The sequence below is a fragment of the Mucilaginibacter sp. P5_A4 genome, from assembly GCF_056400605.1.
In genome coordinates, this window is sequence record NZ_JBFUKX010000043.1 from 21381 (window position 1) to 47810 (window position 26430).

A 26430-nucleotide genomic window follows, 5' to 3' on the forward strand; every position below is an offset into this window, starting at 1 on the left:
AATTTGCAATAACGGATAGGATTAGCGCTCAATAACATCATGGGACAAAACCAATAAAATTAAACCAATGAACCAAACAACACAAAAGCCGAGATTGAGTTTCTGGCAGATCTGGAACATGAGCTTTGGCTTTTTAGGCATCCAGTTTGGATGGGCCCTGCAAATGGCAAATATGGGCGCCATATACGAATACCTGGGGGCCAAACCCGATAAAATCCCCATGCTGTTTTTAGCGGCCCCGCTAACCGGTTTAATTGTACAACCAATTGTTGGTTATATGAGCGATCATACCTGGCATCCAAGGCTGGGCAGGCGCAGGCCATATTTTTTAGTTGGTGCTATAATTAGTACAATAACGCTCATTTTTATGCCCAACTCATCGGCCCTATGGATGGCTGCAGGGTTGCTATGGATTATGGATACATCCATAAATGTAAGTATGGAACCTTTCAGAGCGTTTGTTACCGATAAACTGCCCGACGATCAGCGCACCCGCGGTTTTGCTATGCAAAGCGTTTTTATAGGTTTAGGTTCAATTATCGCATCGGCATTACCCTGGATGATGAGCCATTGGTTTAATGTACATAACTCCCTTGTTGGCGGCAGCATACCGGCTACCGTACGTTATTCGTTTTATATTGGCGCAGCAGCATTTATTACGGCAGTTGTTTATACTGTCTGTACCAGTACCGAGTATCCCCCGGCAGATCTCGATGAGCGGCAAAAGACAAAAGAAGAAAAACGAGGCTTTGGCGCAGGCGCATCCGAAATTTTTCATGCCATAGTAAATATGCCCAAACGAATGCGTAAGCTGGCATTGGTACAGTTTTTTACCTGGCCCGGTTTGTTTTTAATGTGGTTTTATTATTCGCCGGCTGTAGCAAGAAACGTATTTGGCGCTGTTAGCGAAAAGGATGTTCTTTATACTAAAGGAATTGAATTTGCCGGGCTTACGCTATCGTATTATAACCTGGTTACATTTGTTTTTGCTTTTTTTATCCCCCTCATTGCGGCTAAATTAGGCAGAAAGTATACCCATATGCTTTGTTTGCTGGCTGGTGCTGCAGGCTTAATATCGGTATCATTTATTCATAGTCCCAATATGTTATATGTATCTATGACTGGTGTGGGTATTGCCTGGGCAAGCATATTGTCAATGCCTTATGCTATGCTTGGTGGTTGTTTGCCCGAAAATAAGGTGGGCATTTATATGGGGATATTTAATTTCTTTATTGTGTTGCCAGAAATATTGGCCTCATTGCTTTTTGGCTGGATCATGTCGCACTGGTTAAATAATGACAGGTTACTGGCAGTTGAAATAGGTGGTTGCCTTATGATACTGGCAGCTTTGCTAACACTTCGTATAAAAGAAGAAGAATAACTGTGCAATTTACGGTTTTGTAACGGGGCGTATTTACAATTATGGCATCGTTATCGGCGTTTTTTGTACAGGATGGTAAGAGAATTCAAATAATTGGGGGAACAAATTAATGAAATCATTATAAACTGGCACGGTTAATGATTTTTCCTCAAATCAAATGTTGTATATTGCGTAGTAAGAACACATTATACATATTTGCAGTAACCCCTTTTAAATAATTTGAATGAAAAGTAATACACCAAATCCCGAAGAGATTACCAGTAAGATAATAGAAGCAGAGAGCTTATTGGAAGGGGAAGAGGAGTTTCACCACCTTAATAACCCTGCCGATGGCATAAAGCCGATCATAAAAAAATATCTTGGAGTACCCAATCATGCCGATCAATGGGGAAATAAATTCTTCTTTACCGATGGCGATGCCAAGGTTGAGGTAGTTGTGGTAACCGATGAGATCATCCGGGTAAGATTATCCCCACATGGTGTTTTTTTAGAAGAATTTTCCTATGCAGTTCCCAAATTGGGGTATAAAGCGGCTTCGTCTTTTTTGTACGAGGATTTAAATGAATTTCGCGTAGCCACTAAATCGATAAACTGTCATATCCGCAAAAAGGATTTCTTTATATCTTTTTCTGATAGTAATAATCACGTAACCAGCATGGATGCTGTGCCCATGCACTGGGAAGAGAATGTGCAGTTTGGCGGCTATTACGTGTTTTGCACCAAAACCTGCAGCCCCAACGAAAGCTTTTTTGGCTTGGGAGATAAACCAACTGAGCTTAACCTGCGCGGCAAACGGCTCAAGAACTGGAACACCGATGCCTATTCATTTGCCTGGAACCAGGACCCGCTTTACCGCAGTATCCCTTTTTACATTAGTTTAAACGAAGGTATAGCACACGGTATCTTTTTTGATAATACCTTTAAAGCGCAGTTTGATTTTGGTGCCGAAGATAAAACCAAAACAAGTTTTTGGGCCGATGGCGGCGAATTGCAGTACTACTATATACATGGGCCGCACATGATGGATGTGGTAAAAAGTTACCATATTTTAACCGGCACACATCCCATGCCGCCACTTTGGGCGTTGGGCTATCACCAGTGCCGCTGGAGCTATTATCCGGAGGCTAAGGTGAAAAAGATTACCAATGGTTTCCGCGAAAATAAGATTCCCTGTGATGGTATCTACCTGGATATTGACTATATGGATGGCTATCGCTGCTTTACCTGGAACCGTAAATATTTTCCTGATCCTAAAAAAATGATTAGCGAGTTGGCGGCGGATGGTTTCAAAACCGTAGTAATTATTGACCCTGGCATTCGTGTGGATGATGACTACGAGGTGTTTAAGGAAGGTAAAGAAAACAGGTATTTTTGCCGCCGGAGTGACGATTATTTTATGGAAGGCCATGTTTGGCCGGGCCGCTGCCAGTTTCCCGATTTTACAAACCCCGACGTACGTGAATGGTGGGGTGGTTTGTTTGATGAGCTGGTGCAAATGGGCGTTGCAGGTGTTTGGAATGACATGAACGAGCCTGCTGTTTTTGGGGCAGGCACTTTCCCAGATGATGTTCGCCACCAGTACGATGGGCACCGCGGATCGCACCGTAAGGCGCATAATATTTACGGTATGCAAATGGTGCGCTCAACCTACGAAGGGTTGCGCAAGCTCATGAAAAATAAACGTCCGTTTACTATTACAAGGGCTGGTTACTCGGGCGTTCAGCGTTTTTCATCCGTTTGGACGGGTGATAATGTGGCCTCCTGGGAGCATTTAAAATTAGGCAATATCCAGTGCCAGCGTTTATCGGTATCTGGTATCTCATTTTGCGGTACAGATATAGGTGGCTTTAGCGGCGAACCCGATGGTGAGCTGTTTACCCGCTGGATCCAGATGGGAGCATTTTCGCCTTTCATGCGCGCGCACTCTGCCGGCGATACCAAGGAGCGTGAACCATGGAGCTTTGGTGAACCATATACGGCTATCAACCGTAAATTTATTGAGCTGCGTTACCGTTTAATCCCTTATTTATACTCTACCTTTTGGGAGCATCACCGTTACGGTTTCCCTATTTTAAGGCCTATTGTAATGCATGAGCAGGATGTGATGCTGAATCATTTCCGCCAGGATGAGTTTACCTATGGCGATAAAATACTGGTTTGCCCGGTTATGGAACCCGGTCAAACAAAAAGAAATGTATACCTGCCAAAAGGTAAATGGATTAACTTCTGGACCCTTGAAGTTGTTGATGGGGGTAAAGAGGTATCGGTATTAACACCATTGGATATCATTCCTGTGTTTATTAAAGCCGGTTCTGTAATACCAGAATACCAGGTAATGCAATACGTAGGCGAAAAAGAAATTGAAGAAGTAAAACTTAATATTTATTATACTGATTACGAGGTTAATTCATTCCTGTTTGAAGATTACGGCGAAACTTTTGCCTATGAGCAGGATATTTACCTCGAGAAAAAATTTGTTGTAAATGGTGCTGCAAGAATACTTACTATCAACCAAAGTATGGAGGGTTTGTATACGCCCCGATATGAAGGCTATCACCTAAACATTATCGGTTTGCCATTTAAACCGGGCAAAATTGTAGCCGATGGTAAAACGGTGAAGGAGTTTAAAGTAAACACCGACGGAACAGTTGAGTTTAAGTTTAGTAAAAACTTTAAACACATAGAAATAACAAAATAAAATGAAACCCCGGCCTGCCGGGGTTTTTTGTTTGATTTGACTTATAGGGGTTTTTTGTTATTTGAAAATTCTATGAGCTATCACTACTGTTTTAGCAGCTTTGCACCGGTGTTTACCCACAATAACGCTTTTAGATGATGATTTTTTTTATAATTGGTAAAATCATTTAACAATCAGTGGAATCATATTAATATATTTGGTTATTACATAAACCAAAACTCATTCCTGTTATTTGGGTTATCCTTATAAGCCCCAACAGGTTATCTATATTATGGCGAAACAAATTAAGAAAACCGAAAACCCGTTACCGGAAGAAAAGCCTGTAAAAGAAAAAAAAGCCCCAAAGGCAAAATCTACAGCAACAGATATAAAAGCGCCTGAAAAGGTTGCCAAGGTAAAAGCAGTTAAAGTTGAACCCGAAGTTTTAGTGGCCGAGGCCAAAAAAGCGGTTAAAACGAAAGCCGCTCCTGCAGAAAAAATTGCTGAGCCCAAGCCTAAATCTGTAAACGGAAAAGTTGCAGATGCCGTGCAGGCTACGCATGTGATAAAAAATGCGGTAGAGCCATACAGCAGGTTTACCGATTTTGATATTGGTTTATTTAAATCAGGTAAACACTATAAACTGTACGAGAAGCTGGGTTCGCACGTGGTGGAGTTTAATGGCATTATAGGTACCTATTTTGCTGTTTGGGCGCCAAATGCCCAGTATGTAGCTGTTATAGCTAATTTTAACGGCTGGAACCGCGGTTCGCATAGTTTATATGCCCGCTGGGATTCATCGGGCATATGGGAGGGTTTTATCCCAAATGTAGGTAATGGCGAAACTTATAAATATTATATCAAATCATCAACCGGCGAAGACCTGGAAAAGGCCGATCCTTTTGCGCTGCGTTGGGAAGTACCCCCAAGCACTGCATCAATAGTTGCCGATACTTTTTACGAGTGGTCAGACAGCGACTGGATGACCAATCGCCACGAACATAACGCCATTGATAAACCATACAGCGTTTACGAGGTGCATTTAGGCTCATGGGCGCGCAGTTTGGAAAGCCCCGACGAGTTTTTAACCTACACGCAGCTTGCGCATAAAATGGTGCCCTACGTTAAGGAAATGGGCTTTACGCATGTAGAGTTTATGCCAATTATGGAGCATCCCTTTTACCCAAGCTGGGGATACCAGATCTCGGGCTATTTTGCAGCCGCCTCACGCTATGGTTCGCCGCAGGAATTGATGTACTTAATTGAGGAATTTCATAAGGCCGGTATTGGTGTAATACTTGATTGGGTGCCTTCGCACTTTCCCGGTGATATTCATGCGCTTTATAAATTCGACGGTACGCACCTGTATGAGCACGCCGATCCGCGTAAAGGCTTTCACCCCGATTGGAAATCGTACATATTTAATTATGGACGTAACGAGGTTAGGGCATTCCTGATCAGTAACGCACTGTTTTGGCTCGACAGATACCATGCCGACGGTTTACGTGTAGACGCGGTTGCATCTATGCTTTACCTTGATTACTCGCGTAACCATGGCGAGTGGGAAGCCAACATTTATGGCGGTAATGAAAACCTGGAGGCCATATCGTTCCTTAAAGAATTTAACGAGGCAGTTTATAGCCATTTCCCATCAACGCAAACTATTGCAGAGGAGTCCACATCGTTCACAGGTGTTAGCCGCCCGGTTTATTTGGGTGGATTAGGTTTTGGGATGAAATGGATGATGGGCTGGATGCACGATACTATCGATTACTTTAAGGAGGATCCTATCCACCGTAAATATCACCATAACGAGATCACGTTTAGCACCATATATGCCTTTACCGAAAACTTTATGCTGCCTTTCTCGCACGATGAGGTGGTATTTGGCAAAGGCAGCATGCTGCGCAAAATGCCGGGTGATGAGTGGCAGCAGTTTGCCAATCTGCGCCTGATGTACAGCTATATGTTTACCCATCCGGGTACAAAACTGCTGTTTATGGGGGCCGAATTTGGCCAGGGCGATGAGTGGAACTTCGGCCAGTCGTTACAATGGCATGTGTTGGAGTACGCCAATCACCAGGGCATGTCAGAAACGGTGAAAACCCTCAATCACTTATACCGTGATGAGCCAGCCCTGCATGAAAAAAGCTTTGATTTTACCGGCTTTCAATGGATAGATGGCGGCAACGCTAATGATTCTATACTGGTTTACAGTCGTATGGGGAACAACAGTAAGGACGACCTGGTTATCATCCTGAACATGACGCCCGTACCACGCTACAAATACCGTATAGGCGTAACGGCCGACGGCGACTGGAAAGAGATCTTTAACTCCGATGCTAAAAACCTTTGGGGAAGCGGCCTCATCAATTATGAGCCTGTAAAAGCCGAACCCGAAAAATGGCATGGTAAGGATAACTCTATCAGGATTACAATACCACCTTTGGGTGCAACCATATTTAAAAAGGTATCATCAACGCCTGCTAAATACGAATTAAAACGATAATGTTTTTTAATTTAACCATTTCATAAGCGTAAAAGTTTATGAAATGGTTATTATAAACCTGCCTGCCTATGAATCCCAAATTTCGCAACCTGTATTTAATAGGAGGAACAGTTGCTTTGGTGCTGCTTATTGTACAGGTTATCATGACATATCCACATATGAATGCCCAGGGAATATTATTGAATACCCTGCCCGCATTGTTGCTTTATTACCTGGCTTACAAAACTTACCATGTACATAAGGATGGGGAGCTGATGTAATTTGATTATTTTTGACATAAATGTTTAACCTCATTGTATTTGGTGTTATTGCCATGGTGATGCTTGTATTAGGCTACCAGATAAAGTATAAAAAGAAAGCCAGCCTGATATCTGGTTTTAATGAAGATCTGGTTACCAATGTTAACGGTTTATGCAACTGGGTAGGCGGTTTAATGCTCATCAATGCGGCAATAGCCCTTTCAACCGGTATTTTAATGGCTTACTTACCAACCAAACTTAATTTTATACTCTTCTATTTTGTTTCGGGGATAGTAATCACCTCGGTATTCGCGTTTGTTGGGAAGAGGAAGTTTAAGAGGCGGTAACGAAGTCCGCATTATTCCGTTTTTAGCGCAGGTGTTGTGCAAAAAGTGTTGCGTTTTTCCTCCGTTTAAGCAATCACCCGCCATCCACCAATAAACTAATGAACCAGAATGGCAATACCTGTGGTCCGGGCTATGCGTTCATACTGCGCAGGCATTATCAGCCAGCCGGCTGACGGTATCCACTTCTATCCCTATTGCAAAAAAAAACGTTTTTAAAAAGATACTCCTGTCCGTCCGCTTTCCTGCACCGGCCTGTTGCGGACATGGTCCGGACAAGCGCTTTTAGCGCAGGTGAGCCAACCCCCAGGCAGCCACGCTAAAGGGTTTATCCGCTTTAAGTTGAGTGGATTATATTTTTAGATTAATTTTTTTCTTTATGCGAGAATAAATTGCATAGTTTTGCGCGCGTTCCGCGGGCCGTATAGGCCTGCCGGGGCAACACCTATCTATCTATATAAACATATCAACTATGAAAAAAACACTTCCATTTTTATCCTTACTTGCAGTTATGGCTATGGCTGGCTGCAGTAAAAAAAACAACGTAACGCCGGTAACCAGTCACCAGGTTACCTTCAGTACAAATGCAAACGGCTACAAAACCGTGATAAGCCTGCAGGCAAAAGGAACTGCTGCCGAGGATGCTAAAGTATCAGCATTGGTAGCCAATAACGGTACCAATTTTGCTTATAGCACAACCATCTCCACCGGCGATCATTTGCTTATCAGCATTACCCCCGATGGCGCCATTGGGGAGTATCATTACCAAATTGACGATAATGCTGTAAAAACCGATGGCGGCGACGTAAGCGTGGCAGCAGGCACATCGTTAGTGCTGCATTATCCTAAAGACTAATTTACTGTATTTTAAAGCCCTTCAACAAAAAAGGGCAGTAATAATAATAAGTTTAGCCAGGCCGCCTTTGGGTGGCCTTGTTTGTTTTTGGGATAGCCTGTCATCACCACTTTATTGCGAAGTACCGCTGTTCGAATGTCTCCGACTTCGAACCAATATGTAAAGTAGTCTACAGACTACTCGTACTGTGCTCTACTTTTGCAATACATACGGGTAGTTGCAAACTACAGGTATAGTAGTTCAGAGACATTCGAACAGCGGGAGACTTCGGAGAGCGGGGGGATATTACATGGCTGTATCCACTTTAAATCGACTGCTATCATTACCAAGCGGCACGTCATCCAGCCAAAGATTGTATTTTTCTGAATACATTGCCATTCCCTTGCTTAATTTCGCATCTAACTCTTTGGCGGCAAGCTTATAATACATCACCAAAAACACCATATAATACATCTTGTAAAAATCATTTTTAACCGGCAACGATCCTCCTATTGTATTATAAACTCTTACCATATCAATGTAGTCTTCGGTTTTAAACGTAGTCCAATCACCCATTAATTTGATATAATTTGATACTTTTCTATCAAAATCCGTCTTTGTAATTGGAATGCCGATGTTATTTTGATTAAACTTATTGACGCGTGTCGGGCTTTGTGCTTTAGAAACGTTAGTGTTTACTAGAAAAAATCCAATTAGAAGTAAACAATATATAACTACTTTCGTCATCGTAATTGATTTATTAAAATTGATGAGACCGGGATTCCGACAAGGGGGAGCGAAACGCATGCGCCGTCGTGGTGCCAATTTATAATCATCATTAATTTTCTCCGTCCCGGCTTGGGTCTCCTTTCCAACTTTCAACTATTTGCCACCTCCGTTTAAGATATTCACTTGACATAAAGATAGCAGGCTTTTTTTTGAATCTTTTGACAGGACCCCAAAACATATTTGAATTTGAAATGCGTAATGCACTTTCAACAGCGCCAGCACCGTAAACTACGACAGTAAGCGAGTTTTTTTTTGATATGGAGACTTCGAAATAACAGAGTGTGGAGTCCTTTTCGGTGACTTTTCCAGCTACTCCATAAACGCGAACCAACTCGCCTACGTGTTTGGAAGCAGATTGAACAGTAGGCTTAATAATGCTGTAATGCTGAGCAACGCAAAAGTTAATTCCGATGATGTTAAAAGCAACAAATAGAATAAACCTTAGCAGCATGATGGTTATAGTTTGCATTTACTGAGCGTGTTTTTATAAAGATGGATATTTCCTGGATAAAAACAGTTTTGGATGTTTATTTGATACGGGATTTTGAATCAGCCATAGTGGCTTGTTTCCGAGGCATGGCGTATCTGTACTTTCACCATCAATTCGGTATGTACGCGGCTTTAGGTCTCACTAAATGCTTTCTCAATGGACTAACTTTGGCTTGTTGGAAACAATTCCAACAAGGGCAGAGTTTTTAGACAAAGGATTTTTGGACGAAGGATAAAGGACTTTTGGATAAAGGACTTTCATGTACCTTTCGCTGCCCCATGCCTCCGGCCTTGTGACCCGCATGCAAGGTATTAAATATGCAGATCCCGGTTATTTATTGATGCGGGATTTTGTATTTTTAAAAAAGAAGGCTGCAGGTATGCATTAATTGGCGTATACTTAGCATGCAGTGCTATAATTCATTACACATTTAATAGGGAAGCAAAAACAGAGCGCTATGAGTAAATATTTAAGAGTTTGTGTAGTGTTATTAATTGTTGTATGCACGGTGGTGGCGGTAGCTCTTCGGCAAGGCATGCATTCTTTTTTGTTTGCGTGGGTATTAAATTTTATGCTAATGATGGGTGTTTTATTCTTCACTCATACCTTCAAACTGCCATTAGCATCGGCTTATTACGATTCGAAAAAATGGGAGGCTGGTGGAAAGATCTATAAATGGTTCGGGATTCATGGATTTAGAAAGGTTTTGGTATGGGTTGGCTGGGAGAAACTCAACAAGGCTTCCAATCCGGTAAAAAAGAGTTTGGATGCGCTAAAACATTTGGAGTATACCACCCGGCAATCGGAATTTGGGCATTTAATTATCTTCTTTATCGTATTGGTCCCTACGCTTTTCGTAGCATTTTATTACGGATTTAAGCAATCATTATGGCTGCTTATGCTAAATGTTATATTAAATGCTTACCCGGTTGGTGTTCAACGTTATAATAGGCCACGACTGCAAAAAGCTATAAATAGAATTAGGGTTTTTCAATCGGTGCATGAAATTTAGTGCCAAAAGAAATCTATTCCTGTACCCTCAGGGCCCTCTCCCCCAGAGACTCTAAGGAGACGGAGTTAGACTTTTAGACAAAGGAATTTCCTGTACCCTCAGGGTCTCTCAACGAGGACCCTGAGGATTGTGTAGCAAAATCATTGTCGAGAAACCGGGTGCTTGCGACTTGCATAGGCCCTTAGGGTCCTCTATCGAGAGACCCTAAGGAGACGGAAAATTTAACCTGGTGACTGCGTGCCTGTTTTATAGGCTCGTTTAAGTACTTTAAAATACAAATCCAAAACCAATTGTAATTGCATTTATATTAACGGCAATAGCATTGTTATTAATCTTTTGAAAGTTATACCCCAGGGTAGCCTGTAGGGCCGAAGTGGCTTTCAGCGGAAACCGGTAGGAAACACCGGTATTAAGCGTAAAGCCTGATGCCGCATCATCAAATATTTTTACAGCGTAACCAGGGTCGGCGTACAGAGATAGCCCTTTATTTATATCATCAATATGATATCTGAATTCGGCAATTAGTGGCGTTAAATTGAAATGCCCGCTAACAAAACCATCATTGTTATGTGTGTAACTTTCAATACCAAGGCCACCACCAATAGTAAAGTTAGTATTTAATGATACCGTTCCTGTATACCTTAAACTTAACGTTTGACCATTGTTTTTTAAATTGTAAGTTTTATTAAGACTCCCAATCCCCGGCATATAACTTGCCTGTAACAGATTTACAAATTTTGTTTTTGATTGCGAAAACAGGCTGTTAACCAAACAAGTTATTATCAGGAATGTAAATACCGCTTTTTTCATATTAATGAACATATATTTTTATACCTTTCCATGTAGGTATCGAATATACAAATCCCGGATGTTTATTATTGCGGATATTGTATTTTTAAAAATAAGGCTGCTGGTGGGCATTAATTTGAATGATGGTATGGCTGAGGCTGTCCGGCTTGTCCGCAAAATAGTGGGGGCAGGGGAGTGGACGGACAGGACAAGTGGCAGTTTTTGGATAAAGGATTTTTGGACAAAGGATAAAGGACTTTTGGACAAAAGACTAAAAGCTGTGTTATTGCGGATTTTAAAATGGGGCTCTTACGAGTAAAATGATGTTAAAAAGGTTTGTCATCCTGAGGAACGAAGGATCTATTTGCAGACTGTACAGGGCGAACAGGCATGGTGTAGAATAGATCCTTCGTTCCTCAGGATGACAAAAAGGGGGTTTACGCAATGATATTTTACAAACCAAAAGCCCTGGCTACCGCAGTATGTTAGAAATCCTTTATGCTATCGCCCGGTATGTTCGTTCCCGCACGCTGATTGTAACGAATTCAGACGGTTGTTTAATTTGAATATTTGTATAACTATTTGATTGTTAGTTAATTAAAACATTGGCATGTAATTAGCCTCAATTTTGGCATAAACCCGGTGTTATGCTTAAAAATTACCTTTTGGTTGCTTTCCGTAACCTCACCAAAAACAAAGCCTTTTCATTTATTAATATTGTGGGGCTGGCTATTGGTATGGCTGCATGCCTTTTAATTTTGCAATATGTTACGTTTGAACTGAGCTTTGATAATTTTCAGACAAAGAAAGACCGCATTTACCGCATTAACCAGGATAGGTATAATAATGGCAAACTAAGCACCCGGTGGGCCGGCGGGGCTTTTGCGCCCGGCACGGAATTTAAGAACGATTTGCCCGAGATTGAAGATATGGTGAAATTATCGCCGGCGGGCGATATCCTGCTGAGCTATAAGGATCAAAAAATGACGGTAGCCAATAATTATTTTGTGGGCAGTTCCTTCTTCAATATCTTCTCGTACAAACTGCTCAGCGGCGACCCTAAAACCGCCCTGGCCGAACCTAATACGGTGGTTATATCAAGCAGTGTGGCCAAAAAGCTGTTTAACAACCAAAACCCTGTTGGGCAAACTATTACCACCTATAATGATAAGGGCATGAAGGTTACGGGTGTAATGGAGGATATGCCCGAAAATACACACATGAAGCTGGATTTTTTGCAGTCGTGGGCAACCCTGGCAAAAATTTATGCGCCAGGTATTGATAACCAATGGCAAAATGACGGCTGCACTACCTATTTGCTGCTTAAGCCGGGTGTTAACCCTAAAGCCTTAGAAGCTAAGTTTATTCCCATTGTAAAAAAAGCGTATGATAAATTTAAGGGTACGGGCGACAGTGGTATTTATACGCTGCAGTCGGTAAGCAGTATTCACCTGTACTCCAACCTGATGTATGAACTGCAGCCCAATGGCGATGGTAATGCTGTTTACCTGCTGCTGGGCATAGCCGTATTTGTAATTATTATAGCCTGGATAAACTATATTAACCTGGCTACCGCCAAAGGGATAGGCCGGGCAAAAGAGGTTGGCGTACGTAAAACATTAGGGTCGGCAAAGCAACAGCTTATTGTACAATTTATGCTGGAGGCGGGGTTGCTTAACCTGTTGGCGCTGCTGCTTGCCGTTATACTCATTGTTGTTTTTTTGCCCGTTTTTGCCAATATATCGGGCCTGCATATCAGCTTTAGCCTGTTTTTAAATCCGGTGTTTTGGATAACGGTGGCGGGCATATTGCTGGTAGGTTCGTTCTTTTCGGGCTTTTACCCGGCCATGGTGCTATCATCTTTTAAGCCGGTTGAAGTAATGAAGGGCAAGTTGTCGGCATCGCCGCGGGGCATAATTTTGCGAAAGGGGATGGTAGTATTTCAGTTTGCAGCATCAATTTTCCTGCTTATTGGTTCGTTAACGGTATTCAGGCAAATTCAATACATGCAAAACCAAAGCCTGGGTATTAATATCAATCAAACCATTGTGATTAAGCCGCCGATAGCCAAAATTGATTCATTTTACCGCAATATGATGGCTTTTAAGAATAACATTCTCACTAACCCGGCTATTAAAGGGATGACAGTTTCAACCACGGTGCCCGGCGAACCGGTGGGATGGAACGCGGGCGGCATTAAGCCTCATGGTGCCGATCAGTCGCAAGGCAAGCAATACCGCATTATTGGCGGCGACCAGGAATACCTAACTTTTTACGATATGAAGCTGCTTGCGGGCCGCAAGTTTTCTACCCAATTTACCACCGATACGGCTTCAGTAGTGTTTAACGAAAAGGCTATTCACCAAATGGGTTTTGATAAGCCCGCACAGGCCGTAGGTAAACAAATTGACTTTTGGGGAAAAACCTATACTATTGTTGGTGTTGTTGATAATTTTCACCAGCAATCGTTACGGGATGATTATGACGCGTTGATTTTTAGGTGTATTCCCGATTTGCGCAACCAGGTATCTATTAAAATTAGCACAGCCGATATTCAGCATACATTAAGTGTGTTAAAAACAGACTGGAAAACCTATTTCCCCAATGATCAGTTTGATTATTTCTTTCTCGACCAGCATTTTAACAAGCAATACCAGGCTGATAAGCGTTTTGGCCAGGTGTTTGGCATATTTACATTCATAGCCATATTTGTTGCCTGCCTGGGTTTATTTGGCTTGGTATCATACACCATTGTACAGCGCACCAAAGAGATAGGCATCCGTAAGGTACTGGGCGCTACCGTGAGCAATATTTTACAACTGCTTTATAAGGATTTTGCCGTGTTAGTAGTGGTAGCTTTTGTTGTGTCGGCGCCGCTGGCATGGTATGCCATTAACAAATGGCTGCAAACCTACTCGTTCAGGCTCAGCATTAATTGGATATTGTTTGTTATACCGTTTATAGTGGTGTTTATCATTGCTTTTGTTACGGTGTCGTTATTAACCGTAAAAGCTGCATTGATGAACCCGGTTAAAAGTTTGAAAACCGAGTAGGGTAGCAGGTAGCGGGACTTTTGGAGCAAGGAGCAAGGATCAACTCCGGTGAGGGCTTCGCCGTTTTTGGATGAAAAAGCTGTCCGCACCTGTCCGCACAGCAGCGGTACCAGGTAGCGGACGGACAGGATTTGGACGTTAGGACTGTTGGATAAAGGAATAAGGACTTTTGTGCCCCTGGGGTCTCTCAAAAAAGGCCGCCATTGAGGTGCCTGCCAATGACAGCCAGCGAGATAGCATAATCAAAAAGCCCCGGCTATTGCCAGGGCTTTTGGTATTAATTAAGATTGGGAAAAAGGGAATTATACTTTACCTAATTCCTGAACAAGGTCGATCAGTTTGTTTGAATAACCCCACTCGTTATCGTACCATGATACAACTTTAACAAAGTTATCGTTAAGGCCGATACCTGCTTTAGCATCAAAAATTGATGTGCGTGCATCACCTTTAAAATCTTCAGATACTACATCATCTTCGGTGTAACCTAAAATGCCTTTAAGTTCGCCTTCCGATGCTGCTTTCATTGCTGCTTTGATAGCCTCGTAAGAAGCACCTTTTTTCAAACGTACAGTTAAGTCAACAACAGATACATCGGCAACAGGTACACGTAACGACATACCGGTTAATTTACCTTTTAACTGAGGTAAAACCAAACCAACTGCTTTAGCAGCACCGGTTGATGAAGGAATGATGTTTTGGTAAGCACCACGGCCGCCTCTCCAGTCTTTTGCAGACGGGCTATCAACAGTTTTTTGAGTAGCAGTAACAGCGTGTACAGTAGTCATTAAGCCTTCTTCGATACCGAAATTATCATCCAATACTTTAGCAATAGGTGCTAAACAGTTGGTGGTACATGAAGCGTTTGAAACGATGTGTTGATCGGCTTTCAATTCTTTATGATTAACGCCCATTACAAATGTAGGGGTATCATCTTTAGCTGGTGCGCTCATTACTACTTTTTTAGCGCCGGCATCAATATGTTTTTGAGCAGTTTCCTGGGTAAGGAACAAGCCTGTTGATTCAATGATCACTTCGGCACCTATTTCGCCCCATTTAAGGTTAGCAGGATCCTTTTCAGCAGTAACACGGATAGTTTTACCGTTTACAACCAAATGTCCGCCTTCAACAGCAATAGTGCCTTTGAACGGTCCGTGGGTTGAATCGTATTTTAACATGTAAGCCATGTAATCTGGCTCAACCAGGTCATTAATACCAACAACTTCAATGTCGGATCTTTCAATTGCGGCTCTGAATGCCAGGCGGCCAATACGGCCGAAACCGTTAATTCCTATTTTCATGATTTTTTTAATTTTTATTTAAATAGTAGGTTAATAAATTATTTATAGGTTCTTTAATAATATTGGCTATTTGAAGATTGGCTTCAGCCGCTGATTCATATAAAAGTTCCTGAAAATTGGCAGCAACCGTGCCCACAAAATAAATGGAGGCTTCGGGATGTTGCTTATGTAAAGGTAATAAATATGTCGAAATTAGCGTGCTAAATCCTTTTTTTATGACGTTTTGGAGATGGTTATCTGCACGGTTTTCCAGGTAAAATTCGGTAAACGAGCTCAGGAATAAAGTGGGTTGTTTTTGCCGGTAAACCTTCTCCAAAAGTGTTTTGCGGTCGGCATCGTATTTATGAACAAACTTTTTGCGGATGCCTGCCGGCAGGGTTTCGTTCATAAAACCTTTGATGAGCTGCCTGCCAAGCCAGTTGCCGCTACCTTCATCGGCCAGCACGTAACCTAAACCGTAATTGTTGGGTTCAACCTTTTTACCGTCGTACCAGGCGGCGTTTGAACCGCTGCCGCAAATGCTTACAATACCCGGCGAGTTTTTGCAGCAGGCAATGGCCGCCGCTGTAATATCGTGCTCAACGCTTACCTTGCCAAACTTGAAGAAAGCGGATAGGGCGTTATGGATCACCTGCTTGCGTTCGTCAGACGATGCACCTGCGCCAAAGAAATAAATACGTTTTATTTGCTCGGCGTGGTGTATAAGATTAATGTTTTTGTTGAGGAGTTGCAGTATGTGCTTTTCGTCGTTAAAGTACGGATTGATGCCATTGGTTTTAAAAGAAGCAATAGTTCTTCCCTTAGCTGCCAGGCGCCAATGTGCAAAATACGATCCGCTGTAAACTACTGCAATCATTAATTATTATATCGATAATATATCCGCCATGAGTAAAAGGTCTGCTTCCAGTTTAAACTCATGGTGGTTAAGCGCATCTTCCAAACTGGTGAGCACAATGTTATTAGCTTGCAAACCTACCATTTTTTGTGATTCCCCGGCTATCAAAGCGTTAACTGCTGCAAAGCCCAGCCTGCTGCCCAAAATACGGTCGAAACTTGATGGGCTGCCTCCTCTTTGCAAGTGGCCTAATATAGTTACTTTAATGTCGTAGTTTTTAACTTCTTTTTGTACCGCTTTGGCAACGTCATAAACACCGCCGTTTTTATCACCTTCGGCCACAATAACAATGCTCGAAGACTTTTTGTTCATATGACCTTCCTTCAGGTTTTGGATAAGATCTTCAATAGCGGTTTGCTTTTCGGGCAGTAAAATGGCTTCAGCACCGCAGGAAATGCCTGCACGCAGGGCAATAGCGCCCGAGTCGCGGCCCATTACTTCAATAAAAAACAAACGGTCATGTGCATCAGCAGTGTCACGTATTTTGTCGATAGCCTGTATAACGGTATTGGTAGCAGTATCAAAGCCAAGGGTATAGGTTGAGCCGCAAAGATCGTTATCAATAGTGCCGGGAACGCCTATTACCGCAATATCAGGATACTTTCTTGAAAAACGCAGGGCACCTGTAAAAGTGCCATCGCCACCAATTACCACCAGGGCATCAATACCGTGCTCTTTTAAATGTTGGTAGGCCACGGCCATACCTTCATCTTCTTTAAAAGGTAAACAGCGGGCTGTTTTTAAAATTGTACCTCCTAAACTCAAAATATTGCTTACCGAGCGTTTGTTCATGTCGTACATGTCGTTCTCGATAAGGCCTTTGTAACCTTGTCTTATCCCCACTACCTCAAGGCCATTGTAAATCGCTGTTCTAACAACCGCACGAATACATGGGTTCATACCGGGGGCATCACCACCAGAGGTTAAAACAGCAAGTTTTGAAATTTTATGCATTTTTTACGTCACTAAATTTGTGCTACGAAGATACAGTGTGTAAATTACACCATTAAATTTATTTGTTTTTTTTTAGATTAGAAATTAAGAACCTATATTTAAACTGTTAACTTAAATCTCAACAACTATTTTGGAACTAATGCTACCCAAGTTTGATTCCGTATTCTCTATAGATTGCGTAATTTTTGGTTTTGAAGCCGGCGAACTTAAGATTTTATTAATCGAGCGAAACGAAGAGCCTTATAAAGACTGGTTTGCACTGCCCGGTTATATAGTTGAGCAGGATGAAAGTATTGATGATGCCGCAGAACGGATCCTGTACGAGCTTACCGGCCTGCGCGATCTGCATATGCAGCAGTTTCATACCTTTGGTGAGGTGAACAGGCACCCGCAGGGCCGCGTGATTACGGTTGCCTATTATGCACTTATCCGTATTAACGGGCAAAAAGAGCTGCGACCGGTAACCCAATTTGCGAAAAAAGCCATTTGGCACCCGGTTAACGATCTGCCAAAACTGGCTTTTGACCATAGCGAGATCTTCAATACCGGATTTAACAAAATCCGCAGGAGGCTGCATTACCAGCCGATTGCTTTTGAACTGCTGCCAGAAAAATTTACACTTACCCAATTGCAGTCGCTTTATGAGGCGGTGCTTAATAAAAAGCTGGATAAAAGAAATTTCCGCAAAAAAATGCTCAGCTATGGATTTTTAAAAGAGCTGGACGAAAAACAAAAAGGCGTGTCATACCGCGCCGCCAAACTGTACAAGTTTGATAAACGTAAATACGGCAAGATTTTTCAGGGCGAAATGAGTTTGGGGTAGAGAGAGCAAGGATTTTAGGATGAAAGACTTTTAGACAAAGGACTGTCGGACAAAAGACTTTCGGACAAAGGACGGTCAGACAAAGGATTTTCGGAAAAGGATTTTTTGGAACAAAAAGCAAAGATTTGAAATAAAGGCGAGTCGGATAATAAAAAATAAAGGGCTGGAAAGTTAATTTCCGGCCCTTCTTTTTATGTCTTTTGTCTGAAAGTCCTTTGTCTTTTGTCAAAAGGATCCTTTATCCTTAATCCAAAAATCCTTGTTCTTACAAAGAGCTTGGCGATAATTCCAGGTGGTATTTTACCAGGTTATCTATAGGCGAGCGGATGATGTTACCTACAACCATTCCGTTTTCGGTAACTACCTCTTCCAGCACGTTACGGAAATTGTAACCTACCGAGCCTATGCAGTTAAATGTATATTTTTGATAATTGGGGTAGTGTGCAACCAGGTTGCGGAAGAAATCCTCAAACGAGGTACGCACCAGGTTACGTGAGTATTCAATATGAACATTGTTATCGTAAACAAATTTGCTGAAGCTGGCACAAAAACGGTTTGCACGCGGTTGGGTATAAACCTGCTCGTTGATATCATCGGGCGTAAGTTTAAAGGTTTCCCAAAACAGGGCGCGAACAGGCTCGGGCATATAGCCGCGCAAGTAATCAACCAGTAATTTTTTACCAATGTAGCATCCGCTGCCTTCGTCGCCCAGGATATAGGCGCCCGAATCAATATTTTGAACAACATCCTTACCATCATAGATACAGGTATTTGTACCGGTACCTAATATGGCTGCAAAGCCTTCGGTGTTACCTAAAAGGGCACGCGCTGCGGCAAGCAGATCGTGACCAATGTTCACCTTTGATTTGGTGAAAACCGCTTCCATAGCTTCCTTCACAACGTTACGCATATCGGGGGTTGAACAACCCGCACCGTAGTAATTAACTTCGGTTATTTCATCTTTTTCAAGATCGGTAGGCAAACTTTCGTTTAACGATTGTATGATGTACGCGGTGCTCGAAAAATAAGGATTATAACCTTCTGTGTTAAAATACACTTTTTTACCTTCTTCAGTAACCAGACACCAGTTTGTTTTAGTTGAGCCACCGTCAGCAATTATGATCATAAATTAAGTTTTATTAAAAAAATTGGTTAAAAGTATGATTAACTTATTGTAAAAAAAACACTTTGTAATCTAAAAGATAAAAATTGCCATTTTTACGTTAATAACACTGTCTTTTTGCACAAAATCTAACTTAAAGCGCCCTTAACTATCATTGTTAACAACACATTTTTTACAAAATTGGGGTATTATAATAAATGTAAAATAAACATATAATTAATAATCAGGCCATTAAAGTAAGTTTTTCTGCAATTGTACGTAATGTTGGATAATTTAACAACATCTATTAATAATAGTTGTTTGCAATTATGCTAAAACAATTTAGTTTAAACAAATGATAGCGAATTTTTGGAGGGGATATGAACGGATTTAATAGCCGGAAAATGCTCTTTTAACCAACCCGCCATAAATTCCGAGCCGGGCTCTTCGCTGGCGATGTGTCCCAACACTATCAGCGATAAGTTATCGCCTTTGGCCTGTGYGTCGCGTACATATTCGGCGGTTTCCCATTCCTGTATTTCGCCAACTATTAATACATCGGGCTTTACCTTGCTGGTCTCGCTTATCTGCCTTTTACCGCCGGCGGCTCCCGGTAAAAATAATACCTTTTGGCAGCTTTGAGCCGGATTGCCAATGTACCTTACCATGCTGATGGATAATTTAGTTTTCAGGTATCCAATCAATGAACCTAAGGTAGCAGTAGGCAGCACCAGCACGTTACCCAGTTCGGGCTTATAAAAAGGGGCCCAGTTTAATTGCTTTAGCAAACCTGCACCAACGCCATCTGGTTTAAGACTGTGGATATAATCGTGGTTGCGCCATACGGCTATGTTATGTTCTTTAAGCAGTTGGGCTTTATACTGGTACACATCGTTGTTGGCCAGCCAGTTGGTTTCATCGGCATGGTTATAAAAAGTAGGTTCATGGGCGATGATAAAATTGGCATTTAAAGCAATGGCCTGTTTAATTACATCAATGGTGGCAAACATGGTGGTAATAATACCGGCAACCTTAATATCCATGCTGCCGCTTTTAAGCGTATCAACGGTTGAGGGGAATGGAGCGCCCGGAATCTGGGCTATAAATTTATCGATGATCTGCCCTACGGTAACATCTTCCTTTACGTTAAAAAAGTCGGCCGTATTGCCGGCAAGCGGCGCTGTTAAAAATGCGGTAGCTGCTGCTACTCTGCTTAGGTTGAAAATAAATTTGCGCCGGTTATGGTCTTCATTCAGTGGAAAAAGATCTTTTGTTGAGTTCATAATGGTTGATTGGGTAGATCAAATATAAAAAATTAGGGGTTGGAAATGTTAACGGAGCTGGATAACATTTAAGCATAATTAGAGAATATAGCTTTTATAGAATGGCAATTAGCTATCAGGCAAACATTTAACTTTTCTGAAAAATTTATGAAGTTTAGTGTCCTTTTTACATTTCATAGTTGCAACCTTTAGCAAAGTACAATATATTTGCCCCCTCATAAGGTAAGTGGTTCACACTTATTAATTGTGATAAGGTTTAGGTTTAAAGCCCCAAGCAGCGAGTGCGAGGGGCTTTTATTTTTTGCCGTTTTTAGGTTTTGCCGATGTGGATAATTAGGATCAGTTGTTGTTTTTACTGATTTTTTTAAATCTATCGGCTTGGTAATAAAAAAAATAACATTCATCCAGAAAAACCTATAACCATTTATAACTAAATCCGTATTAGGTATAAATTACAAATTAAAATGAATTTTATTATTGCGTTTGGAGCCGTTCTGCTTTCGCTGGGTATTTTTTTGATAGTAGCGATATTGTTCTTTAGCTTTTTAAAATATATTCAAAGGACCTATTATCCTAAGTGGAAATTTCCAGACTATGTAAGCGTTGGATACGCAGAATACCTGTACAATAAATACGTTAAAAGGAAGCGCTCCTAATCAAATTAAAAATTTGATTGATATTTAAGCATAATTTTGCATATTTGCACCGCGAAAATGCAATGGTTTCCTTAATGGTGCCATTATATTTAAAGTAAATGGTCCCATAGCTCAGCTGGATAGAGCAACAGATTTCTAATCTGTAGGTCTTAGGTTCGAATCCTAATGGGATCACACCAGGAATTATAGCCGTTCTAATTGATTTTTAAAAAGGCCTGTATACACTGATATTTTGCCTGATGGCAGATGCTTGCCTGCTAAATATTACAAGTAAGACAGGTGAAGTAAACGAGCATAATTTCAGGATTCAAACCGCTGACCCCGCTATTTAAAGATTTGTTGGAAGCCCTTTTACCGGCTTTTGATCGATTAATGTTGCCTATCCATCGATACTATTATAACATATTCTATTTGAGTTTGTATGTTAGTGTCAATAAGGAGGCTTATGCTTCTATTTTAATAAATCTTATAGTAGAATTTCCCAGGAAATAACTGTAAGAACTTTCATTAAAACCAATATTGCCTCAATTTTAAACAAATATTAGTTATATACCCCATGGCCTTAGTTATATTCGCGACAATAATTTTATGCAGCTGTTTAGTGTGTTTAATAGCAGTGCGGTGTCTTCCCCGTGCTGATGATCCTGATTGATCATCTTTAAATTTATTCCCCTCTTTCCTGTAAAGTAGATAGTAACTGTAAATAGATAGTAAATTAATTAACTATCACCGCGAGCCAGCTCCCGCCTGAACAATAGATGGTACGCTTGCTGCAGGATCAAGAAAAGAGCTGTAAGAATAAGCCGGAACCCAAGTTGAAATTGAAGATGTGATGTCATTGGCTCCGCAATTTGAATAAATATTTGTGGTAATACCGCTGAAACGACCTGCGGGATCACCATCAAGATTTGTTGTAAGAGGTTTAATGCATCCAGAGAAATATTCATTATCAGTTCTTACTGTACCTCCAAATCTCGCACCTATTGAATAACCCCCATTATTTAAATGGTAATTGTTAAACATGTGTATAGTGCCAAAAAYCAATGCAGGCTCTCTTTCGCTTGTATTATACCAAAAATTATGATGCAGAGTTACATGTAACTGACCTGTATTAGTGGCTAAGGCATTACTTGTTACAGATCCTATAAGCACCGACAAATTAGTATCATGAAATTTACACCAGGATATAGTTACTAAATCAGAGCCTTCTGTAATACCGATATCCTTGCCCCAATAATCCCAGCCATGTTTACGATCAGTTGCAAAATCACAATGATCTATCCATATATGCCGAGACTGGAATTTTACATAAAAACTGCATTCCCATAAGTAGTTTCTCACGGTTAAGTCCTGTAAAATAACGTTGTTTACAGTAAACAAAAATAAATTTATTCCTTCTAATGTGCTGCCAGTTTCGCCAATAATAGATGTATTGGAACCTACATAAACAGGGTCAAACCCTAAACCTTTAATTGCGCCTCTGACGTAAACAATTTTTGGAGTTGAACCTGCAACTGCTTTTTTTAAAGCTGCTAAGGTTGTTACGGTTATAGATTGGCCACCCATACCCCCTGTGGTTGTTCCGTTAACAGCTGCATATCCTACCAAACCAGCATTTGTTCCGGTTGATTTGCCTGCTAACGTATAAGTGTATTTTCTGCCATTGGTAAGGGGGTTTGTGTTGTCGGATGCAGAAAAAAATAAATCTTTTTTCCAATGACTAAAGCTTCCTCTTCCAATTCGACGGATATCATCGTGAAAAATATGTGCCGGGCCTAATTCCACTCCGTTTTCAAAAAGCCTAAGGGTTGATCCGGTTGGTTCCTGACTTGAATCCCCTGCGAACGGAATTAGTCCTGCTTTATAGCAATACCCGGTATCTAACCTTAAAGTAGATACATCAATGGCGTAAACTGCTACTGTAGCTAAAGAGGCGGTGGCATTTCCCGGTATATTTAATGCAGGGGTTGAGGTTTGGCTGTTTAACGGATTTATGTTACTTACCTGATTTTTACTACAACTACCCAAACTAAGAACTGCACCCAGTACTAAGCAGAGTAAACTTGTTTGGGTAATTGTTTTTTTCGTTTCCATATTTTTTAAATAAATGTCACCAAAGGAATTTCCGTTAAAAAAATTACTGTCAAAAAAACAGTCGTTAAGGGGGGGATCAAAAATACTAATAGTTCAAAAACAACGCCTATATAATTCGTAAAACCCTTTTAATTGTGAAGTTTGGGTGTAAAATAGGTGTGAAKGTCTATACGCTTTATGGCATAAATATGACAATTCTCGCTTTCTCATCCATTCTTATCTCTTTTATTATCAACTTGTTGAGTTTTAAAGTGTTTTGATCCCCTAAATTTATATGCGAATTGGTTTCACGCTCGATTAAAAAAATCAACTCATGGCAGGTATTTTCCGCGCCATATCCAGAATGTTTTTTTCCGCACCGGAAGTGGCTGGACTATTAGCTATTATTCCACCTAAACTCAAATACTACCGGCTAACAACTTGCACGTATGCTGACTGGAACATGTCCTTCCCAATATTGATGACCCCGATTGGTAGTGCTTTAATTTCGGCCCCTTTTGCCACCTAAAACTAAGTACCATGCTAATTGATCCTGCAATAAGGTTTACCCCCTGTTCTATGTGTTACGCGGAATAGTCTTCCATTAACATACTCCCGACAGGTATTCATTAAGCATAAAACCTGCCCAATCTTAATTTTTTAGTTATAATTTTAAAATAAAATTAGGTAAGACTAATTATTTTTATTTGTTTTGTATTTTAAATTAAACAAGTCTTATAAAGTAAAATGAAAATACTATACCTGCTTTTAATGTTATTTATACCTGCTGCCGTTATAGCCCAAAATGGGGCATTAAAAGGGAGGCTTGTAACTGGAAGCGAACCGCTTGCCTATGCTTCTGTAACCCTGACAGGCACAACATTGGGCACCACAAGCGATGAAAAGGGTTATTACAATCTTAAAAACATTTCTCCCGGTAACTACGAAGTGTCATTTTCGGCAATAGGATACGTCCCCGAAAAGCTAAAGGTAGCCATCCATACCGGGCAGGCTACAGTTTTAAAGGTCAACCTGAAAGAGAGCAGCTCAAAACTGAACGAAGTGGTGATAACAGGGGTGTCCCGGGCTACCGAATTACGGCGTAACCCTGTACCAATTGCTGTAATGACCAAAAAAGAAATGAACGAAAACGTGAATAATAACATTATTGACGCCATAGTAAAAGGAGTGCCGGGTGTAAACGCGGTTACTACCGGGCCAAACATTTCTAAACCTTTTATTAGAGGCCTGGGCTATAACCGGGTACTTACTTTATATGATGGCATCAGGCAGGAGGGGCAGCAATGGGGAGATGAACATGGTATCGAGATTGACCAGTATGGTATTGGCCGCGCTGAAGTGATCAAAGGACCGGCCAGCCTAACCTATGGCTCTGACGCCATAGCCGGGGTAATTAACCTTATCCCCGCTATTCCCAATGGAGCTGATAGTGTGTTAAAAGGCGATTATGTGGCAGATTATCATACCAATAACGGTATGATAGGCACATCGCTGGGCTTAGCTTATAAAAAAAATGACTGGAAATATGCATTCAGGGCCACGGCCAAAACAGCACATGATTACCGTAATAAAATTGACGGACTTGTTTACAATACCGGTTTCAGGGAGTATAATTTATCGGGCATGGTTAGGGTTGATAAAAAATGGGGGTACTGGCAAATGGCCGCTACATTATATGATAACCGGCAGGAGATTCCAGATGGCAGCCGCGATTCGCTTACCAGGCAATTTACCAAGCAGGTGAATGAAGTTGCTGATGACAATATTAAACAAAGACCTTTGGTAAGCAATGATGAATTAAACTCCTATTCCATTGCGCCGCTGCACCAGCGTATTCAGCATTACCGTGTTTATACCCATAACCAGGTAAAATTGGGCAACGGTAACCTGGATGTTTCGCTGGGTTTGCAGCAAAGCATCCGCAGGGAATATAACCACCCCACTTTGGCGCAGCAGGCTGGTTTATATGTAGTGCTCAATACCCTTAATTACGACCTGAAATACAATTTGCCCACCTTTGGCGGTATAGAAAGTACAGTAGGTGTTAATGGTATGTACCAGGCCAACCGCAGCAAGGCGGGTACAGATTTTCCGATTCCTGATTATAACTTATTTGATGCCGGAACATTCTTTTTTGCCAGGAAAAGCTTTGGAAAGCTCGACCTTTCGGGAGGAATAAGGTATGATAACCGCCATATCAGTTGGAATGATTTTTATGTAGGCCCTAACCCCAAAAACGGTTTTGAACAACAGGTTAAATTACCCGATACTGCCGGCGCGCATTTACAATTCCCGGCGTTTAAGCATGTTTATAAAGGTTTTTCGGGCAGTTTGGGACTAACATATAACATCAGCGAGCGTTTATTGGTAAAAGCAAACATTGCCAGAGGTTACCGTGCACCAAACATTACCGAGATCGGCTCAAACGGGCTTGATCCGGGCGCGCATATTGTTTACCTGGGCAACCGCGGTTTCAGCCCTGAGTTTAGCCTGCAGGAAGATATCGGAATTATTTCCTATTTGAAAGATGTTGACCTGATTGCCGAGTTTTTTAACAACCAGATTGATAATTACATTTACCAGGCTAAGCTCACCGATGCCAATGTCAACCCGGTAGTGATTGTTGCAGGTAACAGCACTTATGAGTACCAGCAATCAAAAGCCAGGCTTTATGGTGCCGAATTTACCGTTAACCTGCATCCGCAACACATTAAATGGCTTGCGTTTAATAACAGCATGTCCTATGTTACCGGTATCAATCAAAATCAACAGCTGATAGATAAATCAAATGGCGCGGCAAAATACCTGCCTTTTATTCCGCCGCTGCATATCCGGTCGGAATTAAAGGTTACTTTACAACAGGCTTATGGCATGTTTTCAAAAATCTGGTTTAAAACCGAAGCCGATGCATATACCGCTCAAAACCGTTTCTACGCTTTGGATAATACCGAAACAGCCACACCCGGGTATACCCTTATAAACATTGGCGCAGGCACAACCATCAAAGGAAAATCAGAAAAAACTTTTTGTGAGCTTTTTTTACAGGTTGATAATTTGTTTGATACCGCTTATCAGTCCAACCTCAACCGGCTAAAGTATTTTGAATATTACACTGCATCGCCAAACGGACACCTGGGCATTTACAACATTGGCAGGAATATTAGCTTTAAAGCGATATTTCCGTTTTAAGGTATTGCTTAAAGCCCG

General features: G+C 41.4%; 21 protein-coding genes and 1 tRNA gene. 13 read left to right on the forward strand and 9 right to left on the reverse strand.

Annotated features, from left to right (window positions below; translation table 11 throughout):
* The first annotated feature begins 67 nt into the window (after nucleotides 1–67).
* From AC1DQW_RS21335 to AC1DQW_RS21360, 6 genes are all read left to right on the forward strand, one after another.
* A complete protein-coding gene (locus AC1DQW_RS21335; protein WP_477455912.1) occupies nucleotides 68–1381 on the forward strand; it encodes an MFS transporter in 1314 nt (437 codons plus the stop codon).
* A gap of 223 nt (nucleotides 1382–1604) precedes the next feature.
* A complete protein-coding gene (locus AC1DQW_RS21340) occupies nucleotides 1605–4079 on the forward strand; it encodes a glycoside hydrolase family 31 protein (RefSeq protein ID WP_477411963.1) in 2475 nt (824 codons plus the stop codon).
* A 271-nt stretch (nucleotides 4080–4350) separates the two neighbouring features.
* Nucleotides 4351–6567 carry a 1,4-alpha-glucan branching protein GlgB gene (gene glgB / locus AC1DQW_RS21345; RefSeq protein WP_477455913.1) on the forward strand — a complete coding sequence of 739 codons (2217 nt, stop codon included), beginning with the start codon at nucleotides 4351–4353 and terminating at the stop codon, nucleotides 6565–6567.
* 68 nt (nucleotides 6568–6635) lie between these two features.
* On the forward strand, nucleotides 6636–6827 hold the full coding sequence (locus AC1DQW_RS21350; RefSeq protein ID WP_477406513.1) for a hypothetical protein: 192 nt from the start codon (nucleotides 6636–6638) through the stop codon (nucleotides 6825–6827).
* Nucleotides 6828–6847: 20 nt separating this feature from the next.
* On the forward strand, nucleotides 6848–7153 hold the full coding sequence (locus AC1DQW_RS21355; RefSeq protein WP_477455914.1) for a DUF3784 domain-containing protein: 306 nt from the start codon (nucleotides 6848–6850) through the stop codon (nucleotides 7151–7153).
* A gap of 469 nt (nucleotides 7154–7622) precedes the next feature.
* A complete protein-coding gene (locus tag AC1DQW_RS21360; protein ID WP_477455915.1) occupies nucleotides 7623–8006 on the forward strand; it encodes a hypothetical protein in 384 nt (127 codons plus the stop codon).
* Between the two features lie 285 nt (nucleotides 8007–8291).
* Here AC1DQW_RS21360 and AC1DQW_RS21365 read toward each other — a convergent pair whose 3' ends face one another.
* Entirely contained in the window at nucleotides 8292–8732 is a 441-nt protein-coding gene (locus AC1DQW_RS21365; protein WP_477455916.1) for a hypothetical protein, read from the reverse strand.
* A 91-nt stretch (nucleotides 8733–8823) separates the two neighbouring features.
* Nucleotides 8824–9243 carry a hypothetical protein gene (locus AC1DQW_RS21370; protein WP_477455917.1) on the reverse strand — a complete coding sequence of 140 codons (420 nt, stop codon included), beginning with the start codon at nucleotides 9241–9243 and terminating at the stop codon, nucleotides 8824–8826.
* 478 nt (nucleotides 9244–9721) lie between these two features.
* Between AC1DQW_RS21370 and AC1DQW_RS21375 the strand changes: the two genes are divergently transcribed.
* Entirely contained in the window at nucleotides 9722–10276 is a 555-nt protein-coding gene (locus AC1DQW_RS21375) for a glycosyl-4,4'-diaponeurosporenoate acyltransferase CrtO family protein (protein ID WP_477455918.1), read from the forward strand.
* 267 nt (nucleotides 10277–10543) lie between these two features.
* Here AC1DQW_RS21375 and AC1DQW_RS21380 read toward each other — a convergent pair whose 3' ends face one another.
* On the reverse strand, nucleotides 10544–11086 hold the full coding sequence (locus AC1DQW_RS21380; RefSeq protein ID WP_477455919.1) for a hypothetical protein: 543 nt from the start codon (nucleotides 11084–11086) through the stop codon (nucleotides 10544–10546).
* A gap of 58 nt (nucleotides 11087–11144) precedes the next feature.
* On the opposite strand from AC1DQW_RS21380, the gene AC1DQW_RS21385 reads away from it, so the two are divergent.
* Both AC1DQW_RS21385 and AC1DQW_RS21390 read left to right on the forward strand, forming a co-directional pair.
* Nucleotides 11145–11384, forward strand: a complete 240-nt coding sequence (locus tag AC1DQW_RS21385) for a hypothetical protein (RefSeq protein ID WP_477455920.1) — start codon at nucleotides 11145–11147, stop codon at nucleotides 11382–11384.
* A gap of 328 nt (nucleotides 11385–11712) precedes the next feature.
* On the forward strand, nucleotides 11713–14118 hold the full coding sequence (locus tag AC1DQW_RS21390; protein WP_477455921.1) for an ABC transporter permease: 2406 nt from the start codon (nucleotides 11713–11715) through the stop codon (nucleotides 14116–14118).
* A 302-nt stretch (nucleotides 14119–14420) separates the two neighbouring features.
* Here AC1DQW_RS21390 and gap read toward each other — a convergent pair whose 3' ends face one another.
* From gap to pfkA, 3 genes are read right to left on the reverse strand one after another with little or no spacing between them, the layout of a single operon-like run.
* Entirely contained in the window at nucleotides 14421–15416 is a 996-nt protein-coding gene (gene gap / locus AC1DQW_RS21395; RefSeq protein WP_477411993.1) for a type I glyceraldehyde-3-phosphate dehydrogenase, read from the reverse strand.
* A gap of 7 nt (nucleotides 15417–15423) precedes the next feature.
* Nucleotides 15424–16272 carry a hypothetical protein gene (locus tag AC1DQW_RS21400; protein WP_477455922.1) on the reverse strand — a complete coding sequence of 283 codons (849 nt, stop codon included), beginning with the start codon at nucleotides 16270–16272 and terminating at the stop codon, nucleotides 15424–15426.
* A 6-nt stretch (nucleotides 16273–16278) separates the two neighbouring features.
* Complete coding sequence (gene pfkA / locus AC1DQW_RS21405) at nucleotides 16279–17265, reverse strand: 6-phosphofructokinase (RefSeq protein WP_477411997.1); 987 nt, start codon at nucleotides 17263–17265, stop codon at nucleotides 16279–16281.
* Between the two features lie 130 nt (nucleotides 17266–17395).
* On the opposite strand from pfkA, the gene AC1DQW_RS21410 reads away from it, so the two are divergent.
* Entirely contained in the window at nucleotides 17396–18088 is a 693-nt protein-coding gene (locus AC1DQW_RS21410; protein WP_369829634.1) for an NUDIX hydrolase, read from the forward strand.
* A gap of 265 nt (nucleotides 18089–18353) precedes the next feature.
* Here AC1DQW_RS21410 and AC1DQW_RS21415 read toward each other — a convergent pair whose 3' ends face one another.
* On the reverse strand, nucleotides 18354–19214 hold the full coding sequence (locus tag AC1DQW_RS21415; RefSeq protein WP_477411999.1) for an N-acetylglucosamine kinase: 861 nt from the start codon (nucleotides 19212–19214) through the stop codon (nucleotides 18354–18356).
* A 323-nt stretch (nucleotides 19215–19537) separates the two neighbouring features.
* On the reverse strand, nucleotides 19538–20473 hold the full coding sequence (locus AC1DQW_RS21420) for a Nif3-like dinuclear metal center hexameric protein (protein WP_477455923.1): 936 nt from the start codon (nucleotides 20471–20473) through the stop codon (nucleotides 19538–19540).
* Between the two features lie 464 nt (nucleotides 20474–20937).
* Between AC1DQW_RS21420 and AC1DQW_RS21425 the strand changes: the two genes are divergently transcribed.
* Entirely contained in the window at nucleotides 20938–21129 is a 192-nt protein-coding gene (locus AC1DQW_RS21425) for a hypothetical protein (RefSeq protein ID WP_477455924.1), read from the forward strand.
* A 100-nt stretch (nucleotides 21130–21229) separates the two neighbouring features.
* Nucleotides 21230–21303, forward strand: a tRNA-Arg gene (locus tag AC1DQW_RS21430).
* Between the two features lie 552 nt (nucleotides 21304–21855).
* Here the strand turns inward: AC1DQW_RS21430 and AC1DQW_RS21435 are convergent.
* A complete protein-coding gene (locus tag AC1DQW_RS21435) occupies nucleotides 21856–23223 on the reverse strand; it encodes a pectate lyase family protein (protein WP_477455925.1) in 1368 nt (455 codons plus the stop codon).
* A gap of 726 nt (nucleotides 23224–23949) precedes the next feature.
* Here AC1DQW_RS21435 and AC1DQW_RS21440 point away from each other — a divergent pair.
* Complete coding sequence (locus AC1DQW_RS21440; RefSeq protein ID WP_477455926.1) at nucleotides 23950–26412, forward strand: TonB-dependent receptor; 2463 nt, start codon at nucleotides 23950–23952, stop codon at nucleotides 26410–26412.
* Nucleotides 26413–26430: the final 18 nt, after the last annotated feature.

What these genes read in the sequence shown, in the direction of transcription:
- AC1DQW_RS21335 (WP_477455912.1), top strand. Translation starts at nt 68, where the DNA reads ATGAACCAAACAACACAAAAGCCGAGATTGAGTTTCTGGCAGATCTGG.
- AC1DQW_RS21340 (WP_477411963.1), top strand. Translation starts at nt 1,605, where the DNA reads ATGAAAAGTAATACACCAAATCCCGAAGAGATTACCAGTAAGATAATA.
- glgB (WP_477455913.1), top strand. Translation starts at nt 4,351, where the DNA reads ATGGCGAAACAAATTAAGAAAACCGAAAACCCGTTACCGGAAGAAAAG.
- AC1DQW_RS21350 (WP_477406513.1), top strand. Translation starts at nt 6,636, where the DNA reads ATGAATCCCAAATTTCGCAACCTGTATTTAATAGGAGGAACAGTTGCT.
- AC1DQW_RS21355 (WP_477455914.1), top strand. Translation starts at nt 6,848, where the DNA reads ATGTTTAACCTCATTGTATTTGGTGTTATTGCCATGGTGATGCTTGTA.
- AC1DQW_RS21360 (WP_477455915.1), top strand. Translation starts at nt 7,623, where the DNA reads ATGAAAAAAACACTTCCATTTTTATCCTTACTTGCAGTTATGGCTATG.
- AC1DQW_RS21365 (WP_477455916.1), bottom strand. Translation starts at nt 8,732, where the DNA reads ATGACGAAAGTAGTTATATATTGTTTACTTCTAATTGGATTTTTTCTA.
- AC1DQW_RS21370 (WP_477455917.1), bottom strand. Translation starts at nt 9,243, where the DNA reads ATGCAAACTATAACCATCATGCTGCTAAGGTTTATTCTATTTGTTGCT.
- AC1DQW_RS21375 (WP_477455918.1), top strand. Translation starts at nt 9,722, where the DNA reads ATGAGTAAATATTTAAGAGTTTGTGTAGTGTTATTAATTGTTGTATGC.
- AC1DQW_RS21380 (WP_477455919.1), bottom strand. Translation starts at nt 11,086, where the DNA reads ATGAAAAAAGCGGTATTTACATTCCTGATAATAACTTGTTTGGTTAAC.
- AC1DQW_RS21385 (WP_477455920.1), top strand. Translation starts at nt 11,145, where the DNA reads ATGTTTATTATTGCGGATATTGTATTTTTAAAAATAAGGCTGCTGGTG.
- AC1DQW_RS21390 (WP_477455921.1), top strand. Translation starts at nt 11,713, where the DNA reads ATGCTTAAAAATTACCTTTTGGTTGCTTTCCGTAACCTCACCAAAAAC.
- gap (WP_477411993.1), bottom strand. Translation starts at nt 15,416, where the DNA reads ATGAAAATAGGAATTAACGGTTTCGGCCGTATTGGCCGCCTGGCATTC.
- AC1DQW_RS21400 (WP_477455922.1), bottom strand. Translation starts at nt 16,272, where the DNA reads ATGATTGCAGTAGTTTACAGCGGATCGTATTTTGCACATTGGCGCCTG.
- pfkA (WP_477411997.1), bottom strand. Translation starts at nt 17,265, where the DNA reads ATGCATAAAATTTCAAAACTTGCTGTTTTAACCTCTGGTGGTGATGCC.
- AC1DQW_RS21415 (WP_477411999.1), bottom strand. Translation starts at nt 19,214, where the DNA reads ATGATCATAATTGCTGACGGTGGCTCAACTAAAACAAACTGGTGTCTG.
- AC1DQW_RS21425 (WP_477455924.1), top strand. Translation starts at nt 20,938, where the DNA reads ATGAATTTTATTATTGCGTTTGGAGCCGTTCTGCTTTCGCTGGGTATT.
- AC1DQW_RS21440 (WP_477455926.1), top strand. Translation starts at nt 23,950, where the DNA reads ATGAAAATACTATACCTGCTTTTAATGTTATTTATACCTGCTGCCGTT.